Source organism: Catenibacterium sp., from assembly GCF_052354645.1.
Classification (GTDB): Bacteria; Bacillota_I; Bacilli_A; order Erysipelotrichales; family Coprobacillaceae; genus Catenibacterium; species Catenibacterium mitsuoka_A.
Window position 1 is genome coordinate 1 of the sequence record NZ_DAWDDM010000005.1, and the last position, 19,447, is coordinate 19,447.

The 19,447-nt window shown below is 33.0% G+C and carries 18 protein-coding genes; 11 read left to right on the forward strand and 7 right to left on the reverse strand.

The annotated features are described in order from the left end of the window. The 5 genes from ACT8VG_RS00565 to ACT8VG_RS00585 all read left to right on the forward strand — a co-directional run. Nucleotides 1–356, forward strand: a 356-nt coding sequence (locus tag ACT8VG_RS00565) for a hypothetical protein (protein ID WP_444194999.1), incomplete at its 5' end; no start/stop codon positions are given. A gap of 112 nt (nucleotides 357–468) precedes the next feature. After that, complete coding sequence (locus ACT8VG_RS00570) at nucleotides 469–2,763, forward strand: glycoside hydrolase domain-containing protein (RefSeq protein ID WP_444195000.1); 2,295 nt, start codon at nucleotides 469–471, stop codon at nucleotides 2,761–2,763. Nucleotides 2,764–3,470: 707 nt separating this feature from the next. After that, entirely contained in the window at nucleotides 3,471–4,013 is a 543-nt protein-coding gene (locus ACT8VG_RS00575; RefSeq protein WP_444195001.1) for a hypothetical protein, read from the forward strand. A gap of 137 nt (nucleotides 4,014–4,150) precedes the next feature. Next, nucleotides 4,151–4,912 (forward strand): TatD family hydrolase, encoded by a 762-nt coding sequence (locus ACT8VG_RS00580; protein WP_288687172.1) that lies wholly within the window; start codon nucleotides 4,151–4,153, stop codon nucleotides 4,910–4,912. 42 nt (nucleotides 4,913–4,954) lie between these two features. Then, entirely contained in the window at nucleotides 4,955–5,794 is an 840-nt protein-coding gene (locus tag ACT8VG_RS00585) for a MurR/RpiR family transcriptional regulator (protein WP_217106536.1), read from the forward strand. Here the strand turns inward: ACT8VG_RS00585 and ACT8VG_RS00590 are convergent. The 4 genes from ACT8VG_RS00590 to ACT8VG_RS00605 all read right to left on the reverse strand — a co-directional run bounded on the left by ACT8VG_RS00590 (nucleotide 5,776) and on the right by ACT8VG_RS00605 (nucleotide 11,696). After that, nucleotides 5,776–7,191: an ROK family protein gene (locus ACT8VG_RS00590; RefSeq protein ID WP_444195002.1), complete on the reverse strand. Its 1,416-nt coding sequence runs from the start codon at nucleotides 7,189–7,191 to the stop codon at nucleotides 5,776–5,778. The genes ACT8VG_RS00585 and ACT8VG_RS00590 overlap by 19 nt on opposite strands. Before the next feature lie 136 nt (nucleotides 7,192–7,327). Next, nucleotides 7,328–8,686 (reverse strand): hypothetical protein, encoded by a 1,359-nt coding sequence (locus ACT8VG_RS00595; protein WP_217106538.1) that lies wholly within the window; start codon nucleotides 8,684–8,686, stop codon nucleotides 7,328–7,330. A gap of 12 nt (nucleotides 8,687–8,698) precedes the next feature. Beyond that, nucleotides 8,699–10,993, reverse strand: a complete 2,295-nt coding sequence (locus ACT8VG_RS00600; protein WP_444195003.1) for an ABC transporter permease — start codon at nucleotides 10,991–10,993, stop codon at nucleotides 8,699–8,701. Between the two features lies 1 nt (nucleotide 10,994). Beyond that, complete coding sequence (locus tag ACT8VG_RS00605; RefSeq protein ID WP_187011903.1) at nucleotides 10,995–11,696, reverse strand: ABC transporter ATP-binding protein; 702 nt, start codon at nucleotides 11,694–11,696, stop codon at nucleotides 10,995–10,997. A gap of 104 nt (nucleotides 11,697–11,800) precedes the next feature. On the opposite strand from ACT8VG_RS00605, the gene ACT8VG_RS00610 reads away from it, so the two are divergent. Continuing rightward, nucleotides 11,801–12,430 carry a hypothetical protein gene (locus ACT8VG_RS00610; RefSeq protein WP_187011904.1) on the forward strand — a complete coding sequence of 210 codons (630 nt, stop codon included), beginning with the start codon at nucleotides 11,801–11,803 and terminating at the stop codon, nucleotides 12,428–12,430. On the opposite strand, the gene ACT8VG_RS00615 is transcribed toward ACT8VG_RS00610, so the two are convergent. Beyond that, entirely contained in the window at nucleotides 12,410–12,790 is a 381-nt protein-coding gene (locus ACT8VG_RS00615; RefSeq protein ID WP_187011905.1) for a CoA-binding protein, read from the reverse strand. The genes ACT8VG_RS00610 and ACT8VG_RS00615 overlap by 21 nt on opposite strands. 145 nt (nucleotides 12,791–12,935) lie before the next feature. On the opposite strand from ACT8VG_RS00615, the gene mnmG reads away from it, so the two are divergent. From mnmG to noc, 3 genes are read left to right on the forward strand one after another with little or no spacing between them, the layout of a single operon-like run. Further along, the gene (mnmG, locus tag ACT8VG_RS00620) at nucleotides 12,936–14,795 is read left to right on the forward strand and encodes a tRNA uridine-5-carboxymethylaminomethyl(34) synthesis enzyme MnmG (protein ID WP_432269193.1); all 1,860 of its coding nucleotides are present in this window, start codon (nucleotides 12,936–12,938) and stop codon (nucleotides 14,793–14,795) included. Between the two features lies 1 nt (nucleotide 14,796). Continuing rightward, nucleotides 14,797–15,501 carry a 16S rRNA (guanine(527)-N(7))-methyltransferase RsmG gene (rsmG, locus tag ACT8VG_RS00625; protein WP_217106541.1) on the forward strand — a complete coding sequence of 235 codons (705 nt, stop codon included), beginning with the start codon at nucleotides 14,797–14,799 and terminating at the stop codon, nucleotides 15,499–15,501. Further along, nucleotides 15,473–16,282: a nucleoid occlusion protein gene (gene noc / locus ACT8VG_RS00630; protein WP_217106542.1), complete on the forward strand. Its 810-nt coding sequence runs from the start codon at nucleotides 15,473–15,475 to the stop codon at nucleotides 16,280–16,282. Before rsmG ends, noc begins: the two co-directional genes overlap by 29 nt. 3 nt (nucleotides 16,283–16,285) lie before the next feature. Here the strand turns inward: noc and ACT8VG_RS00635 are convergent, their stop codons facing one another. Beyond that, nucleotides 16,286–16,468 carry a hypothetical protein gene (locus ACT8VG_RS00635; protein ID WP_217106543.1) on the reverse strand — a complete coding sequence of 61 codons (183 nt, stop codon included), beginning with the start codon at nucleotides 16,466–16,468 and terminating at the stop codon, nucleotides 16,286–16,288. A gap of 76 nt (nucleotides 16,469–16,544) precedes the next feature. Further along, a complete protein-coding gene (locus ACT8VG_RS00640) occupies nucleotides 16,545–17,579 on the reverse strand; it encodes a lactonase family protein (RefSeq protein ID WP_187011909.1) in 1,035 nt (344 codons plus the stop codon). 127 nt (nucleotides 17,580–17,706) lie between these two features. On the opposite strand from ACT8VG_RS00640, the gene ACT8VG_RS00645 reads away from it, so the two are divergent. Together ACT8VG_RS00645 and ACT8VG_RS00650 are read left to right on the forward strand one after the other, a co-directional pair. Further along, the gene (locus tag ACT8VG_RS00645) at nucleotides 17,707–18,198 is read left to right on the forward strand and encodes an Lrp/AsnC family transcriptional regulator (protein ID WP_006506908.1); all 492 of its coding nucleotides are present in this window, start codon (nucleotides 17,707–17,709) and stop codon (nucleotides 18,196–18,198) included. A 1-nt stretch (nucleotide 18,199) separates the two neighbouring features. Further along, complete coding sequence (locus ACT8VG_RS00650; RefSeq protein WP_444195004.1) at nucleotides 18,200–19,381, forward strand: aminotransferase class I/II-fold pyridoxal phosphate-dependent enzyme; 1,182 nt, start codon at nucleotides 18,200–18,202, stop codon at nucleotides 19,379–19,381. Nucleotides 19,382–19,447 lie beyond the last annotated feature (66 nt).

Genomic DNA, 19,447 nt, shown 5'->3' on the forward strand with positions numbered 1-19,447 from the left:
ATTGGGACAATAAGATTCAATACAATCCTTTTGGAAATGTATTATTGCATCAGTTCACTTCTAATGCCAGAAAAGGTGTTTTAAAAGATATAAAAGGAATAGATTCAAAGTTTTTGGATTGTAGTTATGATCATGGTCTTATTAATACATTTTATAAGGTAAAAAACAAAACTAGTAATTTAAACGTTGGAGATAGTGTGCGTGTTAAGGCTGGTTCAAAGTGGTATGATGGTCAGTCAATCGCAAATTGTGTATTTAAAAATCAATATGAAGTGATTCAAATCAAAGGTGATAGAGTAGTAATTGTGGTAAACGGTAAAGTAACAGGAGCAATTTCATTAGATAGCTTATATTAATGAAATGCGAAAGGCACAATGGTGCTTCTGAATGAATGTATGATAAAAATGTAGAAAGAATACCGGTATGAATTCTACGTAAAGTAGTTATCAAAATAGGAGGATAGTAATAATGGCAGATGAAAATGTTAGAAAGGCACAGAAATATTTAAACAGCATGTATGGTCATCGTTCTGAATGGGTAAAGCTGGATGAGGACGGTATGACTGGTACAGGTACATGCAAGGGGATTATCAGAGCCTTTCAGATTGAAAATGGAATTTCTCCAGTAACAGGAACAGTAGGAAATATCACTTTAAATAAAATGAGATCTTTAAGTGATATTTCAAAAATGAATGCTAATGATCCAGGAAATCCAAATGTATGCATTCTGCAGTGCGCATTGTTTGTAAAGGGCTATAATGCTGGAGGAATTACAGGAGTTTATTACACGACTGGAGTGAATGCTGTAAAGCAGTACCAGAGTGATGCAGGACTTCCAGTAACAGGCATCATTGACTGGAAAGTTTGGATGGGACTAGTATCAATCAACTGGTTTAAAAAGACAAATGATGGAGACAAGATGATTGTAAAAATTCAGCAACAGTTGAATGCAGACTGGTCTGATATCATTGGTGTGGGTCCATGTGATGGTATTGTCTCAAGATTTACTTCTTATGCATTAATTGCTGCACTACAGGCTGCTGAAGGTATTTATACAAGCTTTATTGGCAGTATTGACAAAAGAAATTTTGGTGATCAGACAGTGGCAAAATTTCCTGGTGTATTAAAACAGGGAAAGAATGGAAGTTATGTAAAGTATAATAAGCTTGTTCAATACGGCTTGTACTTGAATGGATATGATGCTGGAAGATTTGATGGTAACTTTGACAGTAGCACTAAGTCCAAGGTTGAAGCATTCCAGGAGTTCTATGCATTAACAGGAATTGGATTAGTGACATCTGGAGAAGTAAACTGTGCAACAATGAAATCACTTTTAACAAGTAAAGGTGATACAGGAAGAAAAGCAAAGGCATGTGACTGCTCCACAGTATTAAATAAGCAGCAGGCACTAGATATTAAGAATGCAGGATATCAGGTGGTAGGTAGATATCTGACAGGAACAGCAAATGGAAAGAGAAAATTCATCACATTTGAAGAAATCAAAAACCTTGAAAGTGCTGGATTAAGAGTATTCCCTATCTATCAGGATGGAGGATATAAAGTACAGTATTTTCAGAATCTGAGACAGGGTTTTGTAGATGCACATACAGCAATTACAGCAGCTAAGAGAATCGGTGTTCCTAAAGGAACAACCATCTATTTTGCAGTAGACTTTGACTGTTATGATTATCAGATGAAATCATTTATTGTTCCATACTTCAAGAAACTGAATTTTGTATTTAATAGTGAAACAAATAATAAAAAGTATAAGGTAGGAATTTATGCACCAAGATATATCCGTTCTTATATCAGTGAAAAAGGCTTAGCGGAATATTCATTTGTAGCTGATATGTCAAGCGGATACAGCTGCAACTTAGGTTATCCTATTCCGGAGAATTGGGCGTTTGATCAATTCTTTGAATTTAATGAGAGAACAGGTGGGCAATTCCCTTCAAGTCCTTCATTTGATTTAGATAAGGTAGGCTATTCGGGTAGTGATAAGGGTATTACAACATTTGATAAAGTGGATTATATGTCACCGGATGAACTTGCAGAGAAAAGCTCAGATCAGATGATAGAAGAACAAATTTATCAGTATGTATATAATGTACTTGATCCATTAGGATATTCAGATGTAATTTCAAGAGCAGGTCTTAAACAAGAAGCAGAATTTCCAGTAAAAGAGATTGTTATTAATGGATTAAAAATAGAAATTTCCTCTAAAATTAGTCAAAAATTTACAAAAAAATCTGAATTTACTCAAGAACCTGTAACTATTGAGTTGGATTCTGAAGGTAAACTGACTACAAAATGCGAGAATAAAATTAATAAGTTAACTTCCGAATTTGAAATAGATATAGTTGAAGTACGTGATGCAATCGCTAAAGAAAGTAGTAATTTGAAAAAAGTAGCGGTATCTGTCACTACAGGAAATATAGGAGTTAAATTAGAGGAAAATAAAGGATATCCAAAATTTGTTTTGATTGTGACTTCTGAAGATATTTTCGCAAATGCTGATACAACAAATAAAGTGAAAAAAGAACTAACAGTAGAAGTTGGTTTTACAATCACTCCTCTACCAAACAATGATTATGATTATGAATTTGTACCAGAGTCATTACAAAAAAAAGCATTAGTTACTTGCACAACTATTGCTGTGCTTGCAATCTTAGTTTTTGCTTCATATACATGTGTACCGCAGGCTTTAATGGCGATTGGTATGATAGTTAATAGAATTGCTTATGCTAGTGAGGTAGATTCATAAGTTAATTGAATTATGAGAGGGTTGCAATGATTAAATAATTCATTATAGTATTAGAAATAGTAAAAGGCGGACCAAAGTCCGTCTTTTATGAGTGCGCTTGGTATGATACAAGTTCAGTTAGAAATATGCTTATCAAAGATATTTGTTGCTAAGTGTAGTGAACCACAGGTTATTACCATAAAGGAAACAGGATTAGTGAATTGCTCTGGGAGTCTCACGGGGAAACGTAGTTCAACATTTTTGAATCAGTGATGGTAAGTTATACGAAAAAATACTTATTGTAATGAGTAAACTGAGGTCATTTCAGGAATCTTACCAACACTGCAGATTTAATATTTATATGATGTTATTCATCATAAAGCGATTTTTAGGCAGTTTGTTAAACTGCAAACTTGATATATAAAAATTAGTAACAGGTGGAGGAATATGCCATAATAAAACGTATAATCTTCAACAGTTTTCTATTCTGTATTTATGATACTATTTAATTATGAATATTCAGAAAAGAAGAACCTGTATAAACATCTTACTTTCTAACACTTTTTTTAATCGTCAGTTGATATTGATAATATATTTGTTATACTCCAGTATTTCTCATTAATTATCAAGTCAGTCATTTCTTTATAAAATTATAATTAAATATCATTGCACTACATTGTGTTCTAATAATAAAAATGCAATAATATATAAGACAAGGAGGAATTTATATGGATGATAAGTCAGAGAATATTGAGGTTAATAATGTAGAACTTGATTATGATATATTAAAAAAATACAGACTTTTATTGAATGAAAGAAGATATAGAATAGCTCGTTTACTATTTATACTTATTTCTGTTTTTTTTCTGCTATATGAATTTGTTTCTAGGTACATGAACTTATTTGTAACATGCCTCATTATTTTTGGAGTTATTTATCTTGAATTTTTAGGAACCTTATGTATGAAATTAATATTTCGTAGGAAAAAAGAACTATATGATATTGAAACTGATAAAATTATATACAATCTTGTTTTCAAGGACAGTTCTGTAGACATAATATCAACTGAACTTGTTATGAACATTTCATATACTAGAATTATTAAAATTCTAAAAGTAGAAGAAGGCTATTTTCTTCATTATAATGAAAATAATTTTGTTTTTTGTAGCACAAAGCAGCTAGACACTCAAACAAATAAAGAACTATTAAAACTATTACAAAGTATACCTGATGTTAAGTGGGAAGAGGCTAAACAATGGACACTAATTTAGAAAGTAATAATAGTTATAAGTAGGACAGTAAATGATGCAAGATGGGCTGTTCATTACTGACAGCCCTATTACTAATAGGGGGTTTATTCCCCTGTTTTTTTTATGTATACTTGTTTAAAAGCGAGGTAATAAGAAAAATGTTATTTAATACACATACACATTTAAATAGTGAACAATTATTTGAAAATCGTGATTTATATATTCAGAATGCAATAGATAGAGGTGTGAAGTACTTTACTGTTGTAGGTTATGATTTAGAGTCTTCACGTCTTGCAGTACAGATAGCGCATGAGTATGACTTTATTTATGCTGCAGTAGGTATTAGTCCTAATGATTGTAAAGAGACAACAGATGAGGATTTAGAGGCAATAGAAGCACTTGCAAAAGATCCTAAGGTTGTTGCTGTAGGTGAAATAGGATTAGATTACTATTGGGATGAAGCATCTAAAGAAAAACAGATTGACTGTTTTAAGAAACAGTTAGAAATAGCCAAGAGATTATCTTTACCTGTTACTATTCATGCCAGAGATGCTTATGAAGATACATTTGATATACTTTCTAAGTCTGGTGTAAAGGGTATTATGCATTGTTATAGTGGAAGTTATGAGATGGCTTTAAGATTCATTAAGATTGGTTATTATATTTCTTTGGCAGGTCCTGTTACTTTTAAGAATGCGAAGGTTCCTAAAAGAGTGGCTGAAGGCGTAGATTTAAACTATCTACTTGTAGAAACAGATGACCCTTATCTCACACCAGCGCCTTATAGAGGAAAACAGAATGAACCAGGTAATGTCTATTTTGTTGCTCAGAAGATTGCTGAACTAAAAGGATTAAGCTACGAAGAAGTCGCCAAACAGACAACAGAGAATGCACTTAAAGTTTTCCAGTTAAAGAAATAGTAATTAAAATAGAGTATAATATAGTCTATCAGGAGGCTTTTTATGAACATTTATGATAAGCTCGAACAATTATCCCTTACAGAAAGTGAAAAAACACTTATAGATTATGTTATAGAACATTCAGAAGATATTATGAATATGTCTGCTTCAGATATTTCTAAGAACAGTTATGTATCTGTATCTACTATTTATCGTATTATTGATAAACTAGAACTTTCAGGTTTACAGGCATTTAAATCCCATATTCATTTTGATCGTGAAAGATACCAGAAAGAACTTGTTTCGGTAGACTATAACTATCCTTTCAGGATCAATAACACAAACCATGAAATCATGACTAAAATGTTGAATCTCTATGACCAGACACTTCACTCTACATTAAACCTAGTGAATCTAGATGAATTTGGTAAAATTGTCCAGAAGATGTATGATGCGAATGTTATCGCGTTATTTCCTTCTATAGGAAATTATTTTATGGCCGAATGTTTTAGACAGAACATGTTAGAAATAGGTAGAGATGTCATAGTAGAAAAACAGATTTTCTATCAAACAAAGGTGGCTGAAACATTAAAAAAAGGAGATCTCGCAATCGTGATCTCCTATGCCAATAGAACACCTCATGTAGAAGACTTCATCCGTGTAATGAATAAGAACCAGGTGACAACTGTTCTTATTTCTTCTACTAAAGAGAGTGAATTATCTAAACTTGTTGATTATCATCTCTATTTTGCATCCTATGAAGATTCAGAAGAAAAGATTGCATCTTTCTCTTCTAGAGCTTCATTACAGTTCTTGTTAGATTGTCTCTATGCTTGTTATTTTAATAGAGATTATGAAAAGAATATAAACTATCGTATTGAACACTACATAGAACTGTCATAGTTCTGTGTTGTACTTAATATCATAGTCCCAAGAAGAATATATTCCTGCATGTTATCTACTTTGGTAATAGGCGGAATATATTTTTTTGGTATAAGAGTGGCCATTTCTTCATATAGAGGAAGTACATGAGGAATAAAGTCACAATAGAGAACTAATTCTTCAGGACTTAATAAACTGATAATAGAAACAAGAGTACGTGATACAACCTCAATACATCCTTCAGGAGACATACTGAGTGTCATTTTATCTTCTGTTAAATCTAAAGGAAGAAATTGTACTTCTCCTACTAAGTTATGCATACCATGTAGTAGGCAGTTATCCACAATAATACCTGCACCACTTAATGCATGAATAGGCTGGAATAAGAAAGCCAGTGAACTTACTTGATCTTGTGAAGAATAATAACCTACAGCCGCTGCATTGACATCATTACATATACATACAGGCAAATGATAACGTTCAGTGAGGACATCTTCTAATCTCTCTGGCGTCTCCCATCCGACTAAACTTGTAGAAGACACATAACCATCATCAATAATACCTGGAGTCGCAATACCAATATAACGAATACGTGGATAATGAAGACGGGCAATATCAATAATGTCACAAATATCCTGAAGATTAACTATAGGTTTGATTACTTCGTTATCTAATAGTATTTCTTGATTCTTATCATATACACGATAAGCAACATGAATGGATTGTTTATTACGGAAAATAGAGAGAGCTAATGTCTTATGTTTAATTTCTACATCCAACATAACAGGTAAAGGAATCTTCTGATCAGATTGGTTCTTTTTAATCTCTAATGATTCTTTCACAAGTGTAAAGATGGCTTTTACATCATATTTCGCAAATACTTCAGGTGGCACATTTAAGACAATTTTATCTTTAAGAATATCACATGCTTTAGCATGTAAATAAGAAATCTGTGGTGCTAAGAGAACGACATCATAATCCTGTGCTACATAGTATAAATTATTATAACCACTTGCTTCTGTCACATAAGGAAGACTCATTAATTTAGAGGCTTCATTCATCTTCATCGCAAAATAGCTAGTTGTTAATCCACCACTACAGCACAACAATATCTTAACAGTAGGTGTATCACCAATATGCTTCATATAATGAGTGAGTTCTTTAAATAACTTTATTGCATGATTCAATGTTTTCATCTGGAAATGTAGATAATATTCAATCTCACCAGATTGTGTATTGGTTGCTTTAAACTCTATGATATTCAATGGATTAAAGACAATTTCAATATCGGCATGCTTATTATAGAAATGAATCTCTGTATAGTCTTCATTCACTTTTGTTTCAAAGTCAGGCACTTCCTGTAATAGAATCCATTTCGCAAAGAGTATTGTATAAATATCACTTAAGAAATCATCCATGAATATCACCTCCATGTTCATATTTTAACATACTCCCAATCCTTAAATACAGTAACGCTCGAAAAATGAAAAATATATATCATATAAGCTAAATTAAAGCTGATAGAAATGAAAAGAACCTTGTGAATACAAGGTTCTAGATATCCATCTCAAAGATGAATTTTGTATTTGTGATATTATTTCCTGATAGACCACTATAATTGTCTTTTTCTTTTAACTTCTTAATTGTAGTTATATCAGTGATCTTTTGAATACCTTCTTGATCAAATAGACTCATTCCTTCAGATAAGCTTTTTGCACCCGTTACAAGTGTCTGGTATTGTTGAGAAAGTTCATTTCCAGCCTGACTCAACTCTGATAAGCTAGAAGATAATGTCTCTAATTGTTTTGATACAGGACTTTGAGAAAGCAATTGTGAGAGTTGTTCTAAACTCTTCTTATTTTGTATTAAGCTTTCCTGAACACCTTCACTGATTGCGTTATTGACTGCTATACGCTGTTCATCTGTGAGATCAATATTATTAATTTTAGATTGAATGAATTCTGTAGGATTATTCATAGAAGATATTAAGCTTTTAATGAGTGCCTGTGTAGATGCGTTATATTGTTTTGACCCTTTTAATAATGCATTGGTTCCTTCACTTACTTTTGACACATTGGACATATATGTATGAAGGTATTGTCCATACGTTGTACATCCTGCCAATAATTGAGCTGAACCTTCTACTAACTTCTGTGCTGATTGGTTTAACTGATCTGTTGTTTTTGTGAGTTCACTTAAGTCTAAATCTTTAAACATACCATCAGTAAATACAGTACTCATATAGTCACATTGGAAGTTCTTGATCTTCATAGTTACTTCCATAGAATCCTTAAATGGTTCATGACCAGGACATCCTAATCCAACAATAGCCTGATAATTATCCATCAACATGCTTTTTCCGTTCTTTATTTCAATATCACTGACTGTTTCTTGAGGAAGAAGCATAATAGTAGTCGCTACGAAAGGAGTCTCAGTATTATTCTTATACTTAAATACAGCCTTTAATGTACCTGTTTTACCTTTAATATTTGTAACTTTCTGTCCATCTAAATAATAAGTCACATCTACACCAACAGGAAGAGTCGTATCTAAAGTACCTTCATACTGGATACTATTCTTATTATTTTCTATCAACAAATGATGATCATTCAAGGTGATATTCTCATCACCTTTATTACTAATATCCTTTAACACAGTAGTATCTTTAATAAGATCACCTTCACTTATAGAAGGGATAGTGACTTCTGCTTTTGTGCTTTTTATCTCTCCAAGTGTATTTGTCTTTACAGTAATAGTTTCACTCTTATTCACTGCTTCCTTTACATTGTGACCTTCTTCACTTAATACAACAGGTGTTTCTTCTTTAGCTGTCTTTGTTTTATTCGTCTTTGTCTCCGTTGTACATCCTGTAAGCATGATACAACATAGTATCGCTATTAACTTCTTATTCATACAAGAACCCCCCTATTCCACATTCTTCAATGCATCCTGCATTGGAATCTTTTTAATCTTCTTATACTCAATCAACATCACTATAAAATAACTGATAAAACCAATAATAATTGTCTTTAAGAAAGTAATGTGACTTACATTTAGAGGCATCCATCCAGCCATCTCTTCTTTCATCATTGCTTCAAATATTGGCTTTAATATCGCATAATCGAGTGGCACAGTGATCAGAATAAACAAAGATACAATAATAGATGTAGACACAATATAAATAGAACTTACTTCATGATTTGTATAACCAAGAATTTTTGTCATAGAAATAGATTGCGCATTCTTTTCAATAATTGTTTTTGTAAGAAGATAAATAAGCACAATAAACATGATGACAGCCATTCCACAAAGTAAATAAGCCATACCTCCCATTGATACATTCAATTGTCGAGATACTTTACTTAATGAATCATAATCAATAGTTGTGCCTATATACTTTTCATTCATGTCAGTAATAGGATTCTTTGAGAAATAACCAGAAAAATAATCATCATCTAAATCAAATAACTGATTCATTTTTTTCTGATTCATGAATATCGCAATCGCACCTGGATAGTTATATTCACCACTGACCTTTAATGTATACTTCTTATTTGTATACTCTGTCTTTAAGTGAAGTACATCGCCCTTATGTATATGATATTTATCCGCATAAGCACTTGATACATAAACACCATCATTAATAGAAACATAACGACTGTTCTTCTTTACTCCATATACAGTCACCGTATCCAAAGTATTGTCTTCCATTTTTAAACTATAAGCACTAAACTTCTCAGCTGTCTTTTCTTCTGTTTCAATTCCCTTTGTGAAAGTATAAGCTTCTATCATATTAGAAAAGCTCTTTTCACTAGACTGCAAGCTTGCTGGTACTTTAAGAATATATTGATAATCTGCAAACATATTCTGTTTAATATTGGTTCCATAGGAATTAATAATATCTGGCATCGCAAGTCCAAATAATAAGATCATATTCGCAAACATTAATCCAATAAACATCACAATATAATGGGCTTTATTTTGAAGAATAATACGTGTTCTAAAACGTGTAATAAAAGGAATGCGTGCTGACAAAGGCATGACATGTGATTGTTTATGTCTCTTTAAATCTCTTCTTAAGAATTTAAGAGGAGATAGAGACAACTGTCTATTTAATATAAAGAGATTAATTATAAACATGAGTATAACGGGTACAATTGTTGTTTGAATAAAAGCCCCTGCACTCCAGACTGTTTGATAAGTCGTTAAACTATAACTGGCATAATATAAATTCGCCATAGTTACTCTAAAATAGGTATAACCTAGAATATTACCTATCAAGGCACTCATAAGTGTCACAATAATAGGAAGTGTCATATAGTGACGGATCAATTCTTTCTTTGTATAACCAGATGCCAGTAATGTCCCAATCACATTAGATTCTTTCTGGATTGTATTGGTCATAGTGACCGCAAATACAAATGCGATAATCACAATCATGATATATAAGAGAAGTCTGACCATCACGCCATCACTACCCATATCATCACCAGTAAAATGAATAGCCTGATTCTCATATTGAGGGATATATTCTTCTAGATGTACTTCTTTATTCAATAACTTTAAGAATGATTCAGATTTCTTTTCTTCATTCTTTGGTTTATTTGTATAAAGCCATGAATAGCTATAGGTCATATGTGCTGTATCCCATTGATTAAATAAAGAAGGTTGTACAACAGCCACACCAAACTTGATGGCATCAAACATCGTATCGCTGTTATTCTCAAATAATGCGGAATAGTCAGGTAAAGCCACTAAACCACAGATCTTTAATGAATGATTTTTACTTTTAATTGTATCCCCGATAGATAACTTGTTGTTGACGGCATACATACGATCTATCGCAATTTCTTTATCATTTTGAGGAAGTTTTCCTTTCATCACACATACTTTATTTACGCTTTGAGGTGTCGCAAAGATACGTAATTTATTTCCATTGATCAATGTTTCTTCTACATAAGAATGATCATAGAGATGTACACCGGCTTTAGAAATATTGATCAAAGACTGATTATTTAGTTTCTTATCTACATTAAAGTGACCATCTTCAATCGTATACTTCTCAAAACTTTCATTATAAGCTTTGATCATACTCTCATCCGCCACAATAAAACCAGATACAAGACCAATCATACCTGTCATCAATAAGAAGATAACAAGATACTTACTCCAGTCTTCTTTTAATTCGCGTATAAAACGTTTATTTAATGGATTCTTCATATTACCAATCCACCTCATTAACTCGTTTACGATCTGTATTCATATAGTCTTCTTTAATTATTCCATCATGTAATACACAGATATGATTCGCAATATACTTAATAGATTCATTATGTGTCACCATGATGATTGTATTTCCAAATCTTTCATTAATATCACAGATTAACTGTAATATATCCTGTGAAGTGCGATAATCGAGTGCGCCAGTCGGTTCATCACAAAGAAGTATATCTGGATTCTTTATGACTGCACGTCCAATTGCAGTACGCTGTTGTTGTCCACCAGATAATTGATTAGGTAATTTATTTTGATGCTCATATAAACCAAGTGTATGTAATAAATCATCAATATCCAAAGGCTTCTTACTTAAATAAGCACCTACTTCGATATTCTCTCTCACTGTTAAGTTAGGAATTAAATTATACATCTGGAATATATAACCTAAATGATCACGTCTATATTGACTTAATTCCTTCTCCTTCATTGTCTTTAAATGATGTTTATTAATAATAAGTTCTCCCTCATCTAAACTATCAATACCCCCAATAATATTAAGTAGTGTAGATTTACCAGAACCAGAAGGACCAAGCAATACACAGAATTCTCCTTTATTAATAGTCATATCAATCCCCTTTAATACATCAATATGACTCTCTCCTTGTCCAAAAGACTTCTTTAAATCCTTAATCTCTAAAAAATTCATAACATCTCCTCCTATGTTAGTATCACCTAACTATATTATAGCCTAATAGTTAGTTCGTGCAAACTAAAAACTATGATATAATGAAGAAAAAATGAGGTACATATATGAATTATACAGAAGAAGAATTATGCACATTAGTTAAACAATTACCAGATATTCAATATAACTTACAAATGCCTGTGACTTCTATTAATTTATTAGGTTTAACACCTGATTTATTTGATGAAGAAGTCTATGAAATATTAAAGGATTATTTTACTGAGCAGAAATACAATGTCCTTACAACTTTCTTATATCATGATACATCACTTGATATGGCCGGTTATGCAGATGTAAATATTGTAGTATCAGTGAAAGGGTTAAAGATTGCAGAATTATTAAAAGAGAAGTATGGCACACCTTATGTTGTAGGATTCCCATATGGTAAGTTCTCTTCTTATTTCTTTATGGCTGTTGAACAGGCATTAGAAACTGGCATTGACCAGATTCCTTATCAGAACTTCTTTAGACTACAGACAGAGCAGATGATTCAATTACATGGTGATCCTGTCATTATGAGTTCTATTGGTTTCTCTTTATCACAACAATATGATTTTGGTTATCAAGTGATATCAGATAGAAAAGAAACATTAGGTACAGTAGATTTGAAAGATACTAAAAAAGATGATATCCAAGTCGATATCACCTTCCCATTACATGAATCTATATTTGATTTAACCATTCATGACCTGTAATACACAATTTTCTATTGTTTCTATTCCCTGATCATGAAAAGCATGAAGTAAATCTTCATCATAAGTTCCTGGCTGCATCCAGGCATACTTGATACCAAGCTCTCTCATCTCTCTGATATAAGTCATACCAATCGTTTTATTGACGACAAAAACAACAACATCTACAGGGTACTCTATATCCATCAGAGATGTATACATCTTATCATTGTCTATTGTGTCATACTTAGGAGATATACCATAGACATGCTTACCTGCATTCTTTAAGCACTGATATATTTGATAACTGTACTTCTCAGGATCAGGACTCATCCCAATGATACAATAATTATTATAGATCTTTAAAATATCTCTTTCTTTCATCGTTCATCACCGTTTTTATTATATCATACCACCAACATTTTTGATTGAATTTTACACCATAATAATGCATTTGTGGTATAATGACAAACGCGAATTGATGTGTTAATATAGACACGTATTAAATAAGAAAGGAAGGTCGTTTATAGTGTACGATATTATAGTTGTAGGTGCTGGCCATGCAGGTATTGAAGCATGTCTTGCTGGTGCAAGAACAGGAAATAAAACATTACTTATTACAAGCAACTTCTCTAATGCAGGAAGCATGCCTTGTAATACATCCATTGGAGGACCTGCAAAAGGCATTATTGTAAGAGAAATAGATGCACTTGGGGGACAGATGGGTAAAACTACAGATGCGACTTACCTTCAGATGAAGATGTTGAATACTGCGAAAGGACCAGGTGTTCAGTCTCTTCGTGCACAGGCAGATAAGAAAGCTTATCCACGCTATATGCAGAAAGTATTAAAGGAACAAGAAAATCTTGATATTGTAGAAGCAATGGTAGAGGATTTGATTGTAGAAGGTGATGAGTGTAAGGGTGTTATACTTGCGGATGGTACACGCTATGAATCTCGTACTACAATTCTTACTACAGGAACTTATTTAAAGGCTGAAGTCCTTGTAGGTCATTCTAAGACTCCTAGTGGACCAGATAAACAGAAGGAAAGCTTATATTTATCAAGTAAGTTAAAGGATTATGGATTTAGAATCCAAAGATTAAAGACAGGTACACCACCTCGTGTAGAAATCAATTCTATTGATTATTCAAAAACAACAGTACAGCCTGGTACAGATGCGAAACTTTCATTTTCATATGAAACAACACATTTCACACCAGTAGAAGATCAGACTGTATGTTACTTAACATATACAACAGCCCAGACACATAAACTCATTAGAGATAATCTAGATAAATGCGCGATGTTCTCAGGACTTATTAAAGGTATTGGACCACGTTATTGTCCATCTATTGAAGATAAGGTTGTTAAGTTTGCGGATAAGGAAAGACATCAGATCTTTCTTGAACCAGAATCTAAGGAAATGAATACAATCTATGTACAGGGATTCTCTACATCTATGCCTCATGATATTCAGGAAAAGATGGTGCATTCATTACCAGGACTTGAAAACTGTACTATTTTAAAATATGCATATGCGATTGAATATGATGCGATTGATCCATTACAGTTATGGCCTAGTCTAGAAACAAAGGTTTTAAAGAATCTCTTTACTGCAGGTCAGATCAATGGTACTTCAGGTTATGAAGAAGCAGCAGGTCAAGGACTTATTGCCGGTATTAATGCGTCTAAGAAGGTAAAGGGTAATAAACCTTTAATCTTGAAACGTGATGAAGCTTATATTGGTGTATTGATTGATGACTTAGTGACTAAAGGTACTAAAGAACCATATCGTATGTTAACAAGTCGTGCTGAATATAGATTATTATTAAGACATGATAATGCGGATGAAAGATTAAGAAAATATGGCCATGATGCAGGTTTAGTAAATGATGAAGTCTATTCACTTTACTTAGATAAAATGAATCGTATCCATGCTGAAATAGAACGTCTAGATACCATTCATTTCTCACCTAAGAGTGAAATCAATGACCTCTTAGAAGAGAAGGGCTCAACACGTTTAAAAGAAGGTGTAACTGCCCGTGCTATTCTTCAAAGACCAGAATTAGTCTATGAAGACTTATTACCTTATATTGAACATGTTGACTTAACTGAAGAAGAAATGAGAAGAATCACTATTCTTATTAAATATAAGGGATATATTGAAAAAACATTAAGACAAGTAGAAAAAGTAAAGAATATGGAAGAAAAGCAGATTCCCGCCGACTTAGACTATGATGATGTATTAAACTTATCATTGGAAGCAAGACAGAAACTAAAGAAGGTCAGACCTGTAACTATTGGTCAGGCAACACGTATTTCTGGTATTAATCCTGCAGATATTTCTGTTTTACTTATTCACTTAAAAACACAATACGGAGATTAATATGACACAACAAGAATTTATTGTGAGCTTAGAAGAAAAAGGCATTGTGCTTTCAGAGAAACAGATTGAACAGTTTGAAAAGTATTATGAAATACTAGTAGAATGGAATGAGAAGATGAACTTAACTGCTATTACAGATAGAGAAGGTGTTTATTTAAAACACTTCTATGATTCTCTTACAATTGCGTTTGATTTCCCATTCTCTAATCAAATAATCTGTGATGTAGGTGCAGGTGCTGGATTCCCTTCAGTTCCACTTAAAATCGTTTATCCAGAATTAAATGTCACTATTGTAGATTCTTTGAATAAGAGAATCACATTCTTGAATCACTTATTTAAAGAATTAGAATTAGATCATATTCAAGCAGTTGCATCACGTGCTGAAGATTTCTGTAAAGATCATCGTGAATCATTTGATATCGTCATGGCTCGTGCAGTTGCAAGATTAAATATCTTAGATGAACTTTGTCTCCCATTAGTGAAGAAAGATGGTTACTTCCTTTCATTAAAAGGACTCAAAGCCCCTGAAGAATTAAAAGATGCGAAGGGAGGCATAAAGGTACTTGGAGGAGAAGTGATGGATGATTTTACTTTTACTTTAAGTGATCAGAATGATCATCGTCATAACATCGTGATCAAGAAAGTGAAATCAACACCTGCAAAGTACCCAAGAAACTATGGACAAATTAAGAAGAAGCCTTTATAGAAAGAAAAGGAACGTTATTAAAGATGCTTATTGTTTCTTAGACATCAATGATATTGTTGCCAACAAGGAACAGCCACGTACTCATTTTGAAGATGAGAAGATTCAGGAACTCGCTGAATCTATTATGCAGAATGGTCTCTTACAGCCTATCGTAGTCAGAGAATATGAAGGTAAATATCAGATTGTTGTAGGGGAAAGAAGATACCGTGCCTGCAAACTAGCAGGTATTACAGAAGTGCCATGTATCATTCAGGAACTTGATGACAATCAGACAGCCAATGCCGCATTAGTAGAAAATATTCAAAGAGAAAATCTTTCAGCAATAGAAGAAGCCTTAGCTTACCAGCAGATTCTAGATACACAGGGTTTAACACAAGCCCAGCTCGCTGAAAAAGTAGGTAAGAAGCAGTCTACAGTGGCCAATAAGCTTAGACTCTTAAAGCTTCCTATGACAGTACAGGAATCAGTTAAGAAAAAAGAAATATCTGAAAGACATGCCCGTGCTTTATTAAAACTAGAAGATACAGCACAACAAAATAATATGTTGAAGGAGATTCTTGAACAGAATTTGACTGTCGATGAAACAGAAAAAAGAATTGCGAAACTATTAACACCTAAAAAAGAAAAACCACGTGTACGTAAATTCTCTAGAAGTGTTAAAATCGCAATCAATACAATCAATCAGGCAGTAAAGATGGTCACTGATGCAGGAACTGATGTAGAAGAAAACATCGATGAAACAGATGACGAAGTCATCATTACTCTAAAAGTAAAGAAGTAGATCCTAATTACTAGGACCTACTTCTTTTTTAAACCTTTCTGGTATTCTATTATGGAACACAATATCCATCACTTCATCATAACTAAATTCAAAACATTCATCTGTTTCAGTCACATGTATTCTTAATACATCACCTCTCTCTGCTTCTGTTAAGAATAAATATAAATTTTTCATCAATTCTTCCATAGCGGCCCTCCTATATATTTATTCTCAAAGAATCTTTAAATTACTTAATGATATAATAAAAAAGATTGAGCTAAGCTCAATCTTCAACACATACGCATACAGGTGCAGGAATCTCTAATTCAGAATCTGTCATCAATAGCTTTTCATTCTCTTCATCAAAAGTAAGTACCTGAAGCTTATTATCTTCCTGTGCACCTACAATAACATACTTATCATCAATAATATTGAAGTCTCTAGGTTCTTTACCAGTATGTACCATATAAAGTAAAGAAATCTTACCATTCTCTTTATTGACTCTATATAAGGCAATAGAATTATGACCTCTATTAGAAATAAGTAGATGTTCTCCACTCTTTGTGAGATGAATTGCGGCAGCTGCATTAAATCCTTTAAAATGACGTGGAACACAATGAATGGCCTGAACTAAACTCATACGACCCTCATTATATTTAAAGACCATGATCTTATTCGCAATCTCATTAATGAGATAACCATAACGTCCATCCTGTGAGAAAATCAAATGTCTAGGGCCAGAACCAGGTACAACATTTACTGTATAATCTGTATTCTCTTTAAGTACACCATCTTTATAGTTGTACATCACAATCTTATCAGCACCTAAATCTACAGCATATAAGAAACGTCTGTCAGGTGTAAAACCAACATTGTGGACATGAGGTGCAGTCTGTCTCTTTAATAAATCAGGACCCATACCAGTATGTCTCACAGCACCAATTTTATGATCAATACGATAATTTTCTAGCTTATAAGCAGCTGTTGCACCAACATGATAGTTTGCCGCAAAGATATACTTATTATCATCAGAGATACATAAATGTGTATAACTTCTACCAGAAGAAGAATAGTTATTATTAAGAATCAATTCATTCTTATGAATACTAAAACTTCCTAATCCTCCACCTTCATTATTAGATCTTGCATTCTTATAAGATACATAAAGCTCTTTATTCTTCGCAATCAAATATGATGGAAAATCTTGAGTTAAGATCTGTTGTATTTTCTTTAATTCCAATGTTTCTTCATTAAAAGAAACGATATAGATTCCTTTATCGTCACCTTTACCGTAGCTTGCAACATAAAACGTTTTCATAGGACACCTCCATATGAAAATATTTTATCATAATTATTCTCTATTTACTAATGAGTTTCGTTATTATAAAATAATTGTACAATAGTCAAAGGAGGACAAAAGGTTGGATAATAAGGAACTTTTATCTATGAGTGATGGTCTTTTAATTCAATTATTACAGAAAAATGCAAGATATAAGGTTTCTGACCTAGCCGCCGCGCTAGCAGAATCTAAAGACAGCATTGTAGAAAGATTAAATAGACTAGAAAAAGAGAAGATTATTTGTGGTTACCATACTATTGTCAACTGGGACAAGACAAATACTGAACTTGTGACTGCGATGATTGAGATTAATGCTATTCCTGAAAGAGAATATGGTTATGATCGTATTGCATCACACATTTATAAGTACGAAGAAATTGAAACAATGTATTTATTATCTGGTGATTATGATTTTATGTGCATTGTAAAGGGTCGTACTATGCAGGAAGTCGCGCACTTTGTTGCATCTAAATTGGCATGTATTCCTGGTGTTACAGGAACAAAAACAACATTTGTGTTAAAGCCATATAAGACAGATGGACATGTCCTAGTAGATGATGAAGATGGTAAAAATACGCGACTGGTGGTGACTCCATAAAATGGATTATGAGAAGAAATTAAGTACTGCAGCACAAACTATTAAACCAAGTGGTATTCGTAAGTTCTTTGATCTTGCAAACCAGATGGAAGGTGTTATTTCATTAGGTGTAGGGGAACCTGATTTTGCGACACCTTGGAAGATTAGAGAAGCTGCAATCTATTCAATTGAAAAAGGACGTACTTTCTATACCGCAAACAGAGGTTTATTAGAATTACGTCAGGAAATTAGTAATTATTATTATCGTCGTTTTGGTGTACATTATGATCCTGAAAATGAAATTATTGTGACTGTAGGTGGTTCAGAAGGTATCGATATCGCAGTAAGAGCCTTAATGAATCCAGGTGATGAAATGATTATCTTAGACCCAGGATATGTTGCTTATGAACCAAGTGTTATTCTTTCAGGAGGAGTACCTGTAAGAATTCACCTAGAAGAAAAAGATGAATTCAAATTAACACCTGAAAAGCTTAAAGCAGCTATTACACCAAAGACAAAGGTCATGTTGATCAACTTCCCTTCAAACCCAACAGGTGGGGCAATGACAAGAGAAGACTATGAGAAACTTGTACCTATTATTAAAGAATCAGGTATTATTGTTATATCAGATGAAATCTATGCAGAATTAAGCTATGAAGAACCATTCTGTACATTGGCTTCATTCCCAGAAATCAGAGATCAGATTATTGTCATCAATGGTTTCTCTAAGGCTTATGCCATGACAGGATGGAGACTTGGTTATGTTCTTGCAAACCCAGTATTCTCTAAGGCAATGTGTAAGATTCATCAGTATATTATCATGTCAGCACCTACTGGTGCACAATATGGTGCAATAGATGGACTGAGACATTGTGATAAAGAAGTAGAAGAAATGAGAGCCTCTTATCTCTCACGTAGAAACTTCCTTGTAAAAACATTTAATGATATGGGACTTCACACATTTAACCCAATGGGTGCTTTCTATGTATTCCCATGTATTCGTTCTACAGGTCTTACATCTGAAGAATTCTGTGAAGAACTATTAAATGATCAGAAGGTAGCCTGTGTACCAGGTACAGCCTTTGGTGATGCTGGAGAAGGATTTATTCGTGTCTCTTATGCATACTCACTAGAAGAATTAAAAATTGCGACTGAGAAGATTAAACTATTCTTAGATAACTTAAAAAGAGGCTGTAACGAATAGATAGTATTTACGGTAATTTAAAATAACTAGGGGTTTCCTAAATTTTAATTATCACGTAGTATGGGG

Excerpts from the sequence above, each read along its gene's own strand:
- noc (WP_217106542.1), top strand. The coding sequence starts at position 15,473 with ATGGACAAATTAAGAAGAAGCCTTTATAGAAAGAAAAGGAACGTTATT.
- ACT8VG_RS00615 (WP_187011905.1), bottom strand. The coding sequence starts at position 12,790 with ATGAAAGAAAGAGATATTTTAAAGATCTATAATAATTATTGTATCATT.
- ACT8VG_RS00610 (WP_187011904.1), top strand. The coding sequence starts at position 11,801 with ATGAATTATACAGAAGAAGAATTATGCACATTAGTTAAACAATTACCA.
- rsmG (WP_217106541.1), top strand. The coding sequence starts at position 14,797 with ATGACACAACAAGAATTTATTGTGAGCTTAGAAGAAAAAGGCATTGTG.
- ACT8VG_RS00645 (WP_006506908.1), top strand. The coding sequence starts at position 17,707 with ATGAGTGATGGTCTTTTAATTCAATTATTACAGAAAAATGCAAGATAT.
- ACT8VG_RS00570 (WP_444195000.1), top strand. The coding sequence starts at position 469 with ATGGCAGATGAAAATGTTAGAAAGGCACAGAAATATTTAAACAGCATG.
- ACT8VG_RS00575 (WP_444195001.1), top strand. The coding sequence starts at position 3,471 with ATGGATGATAAGTCAGAGAATATTGAGGTTAATAATGTAGAACTTGAT.
- ACT8VG_RS00635 (WP_217106543.1), bottom strand. The coding sequence starts at position 16,468 with ATGGAAGAATTGATGAAAAATTTATATTTATTCTTAACAGAAGCAGAG.
- ACT8VG_RS00585 (WP_217106536.1), top strand. The coding sequence starts at position 4,955 with ATGAACATTTATGATAAGCTCGAACAATTATCCCTTACAGAAAGTGAA.
- ACT8VG_RS00600 (WP_444195003.1), bottom strand. The coding sequence starts at position 10,993 with ATGAAGAATCCATTAAATAAACGTTTTATACGCGAATTAAAAGAAGAC.
- ACT8VG_RS00580 (WP_288687172.1), top strand. The coding sequence starts at position 4,151 with ATGTTATTTAATACACATACACATTTAAATAGTGAACAATTATTTGAA.
- ACT8VG_RS00595 (WP_217106538.1), bottom strand. The coding sequence starts at position 8,686 with ATGAATAAGAAGTTAATAGCGATACTATGTTGTATCATGCTTACAGGA.
- ACT8VG_RS00605 (WP_187011903.1), bottom strand. The coding sequence starts at position 11,696 with ATGAATTTTTTAGAGATTAAGGATTTAAAGAAGTCTTTTGGACAAGGA.
- ACT8VG_RS00640 (WP_187011909.1), bottom strand. The coding sequence starts at position 17,579 with ATGAAAACGTTTTATGTTGCAAGCTACGGTAAAGGTGACGATAAAGGA.
- ACT8VG_RS00590 (WP_444195002.1), bottom strand. The coding sequence starts at position 7,191 with ATGGATGATTTCTTAAGTGATATTTATACAATACTCTTTGCGAAATGG.
- ACT8VG_RS00650 (WP_444195004.1), top strand. The coding sequence starts at position 18,200 with ATGGATTATGAGAAGAAATTAAGTACTGCAGCACAAACTATTAAACCA.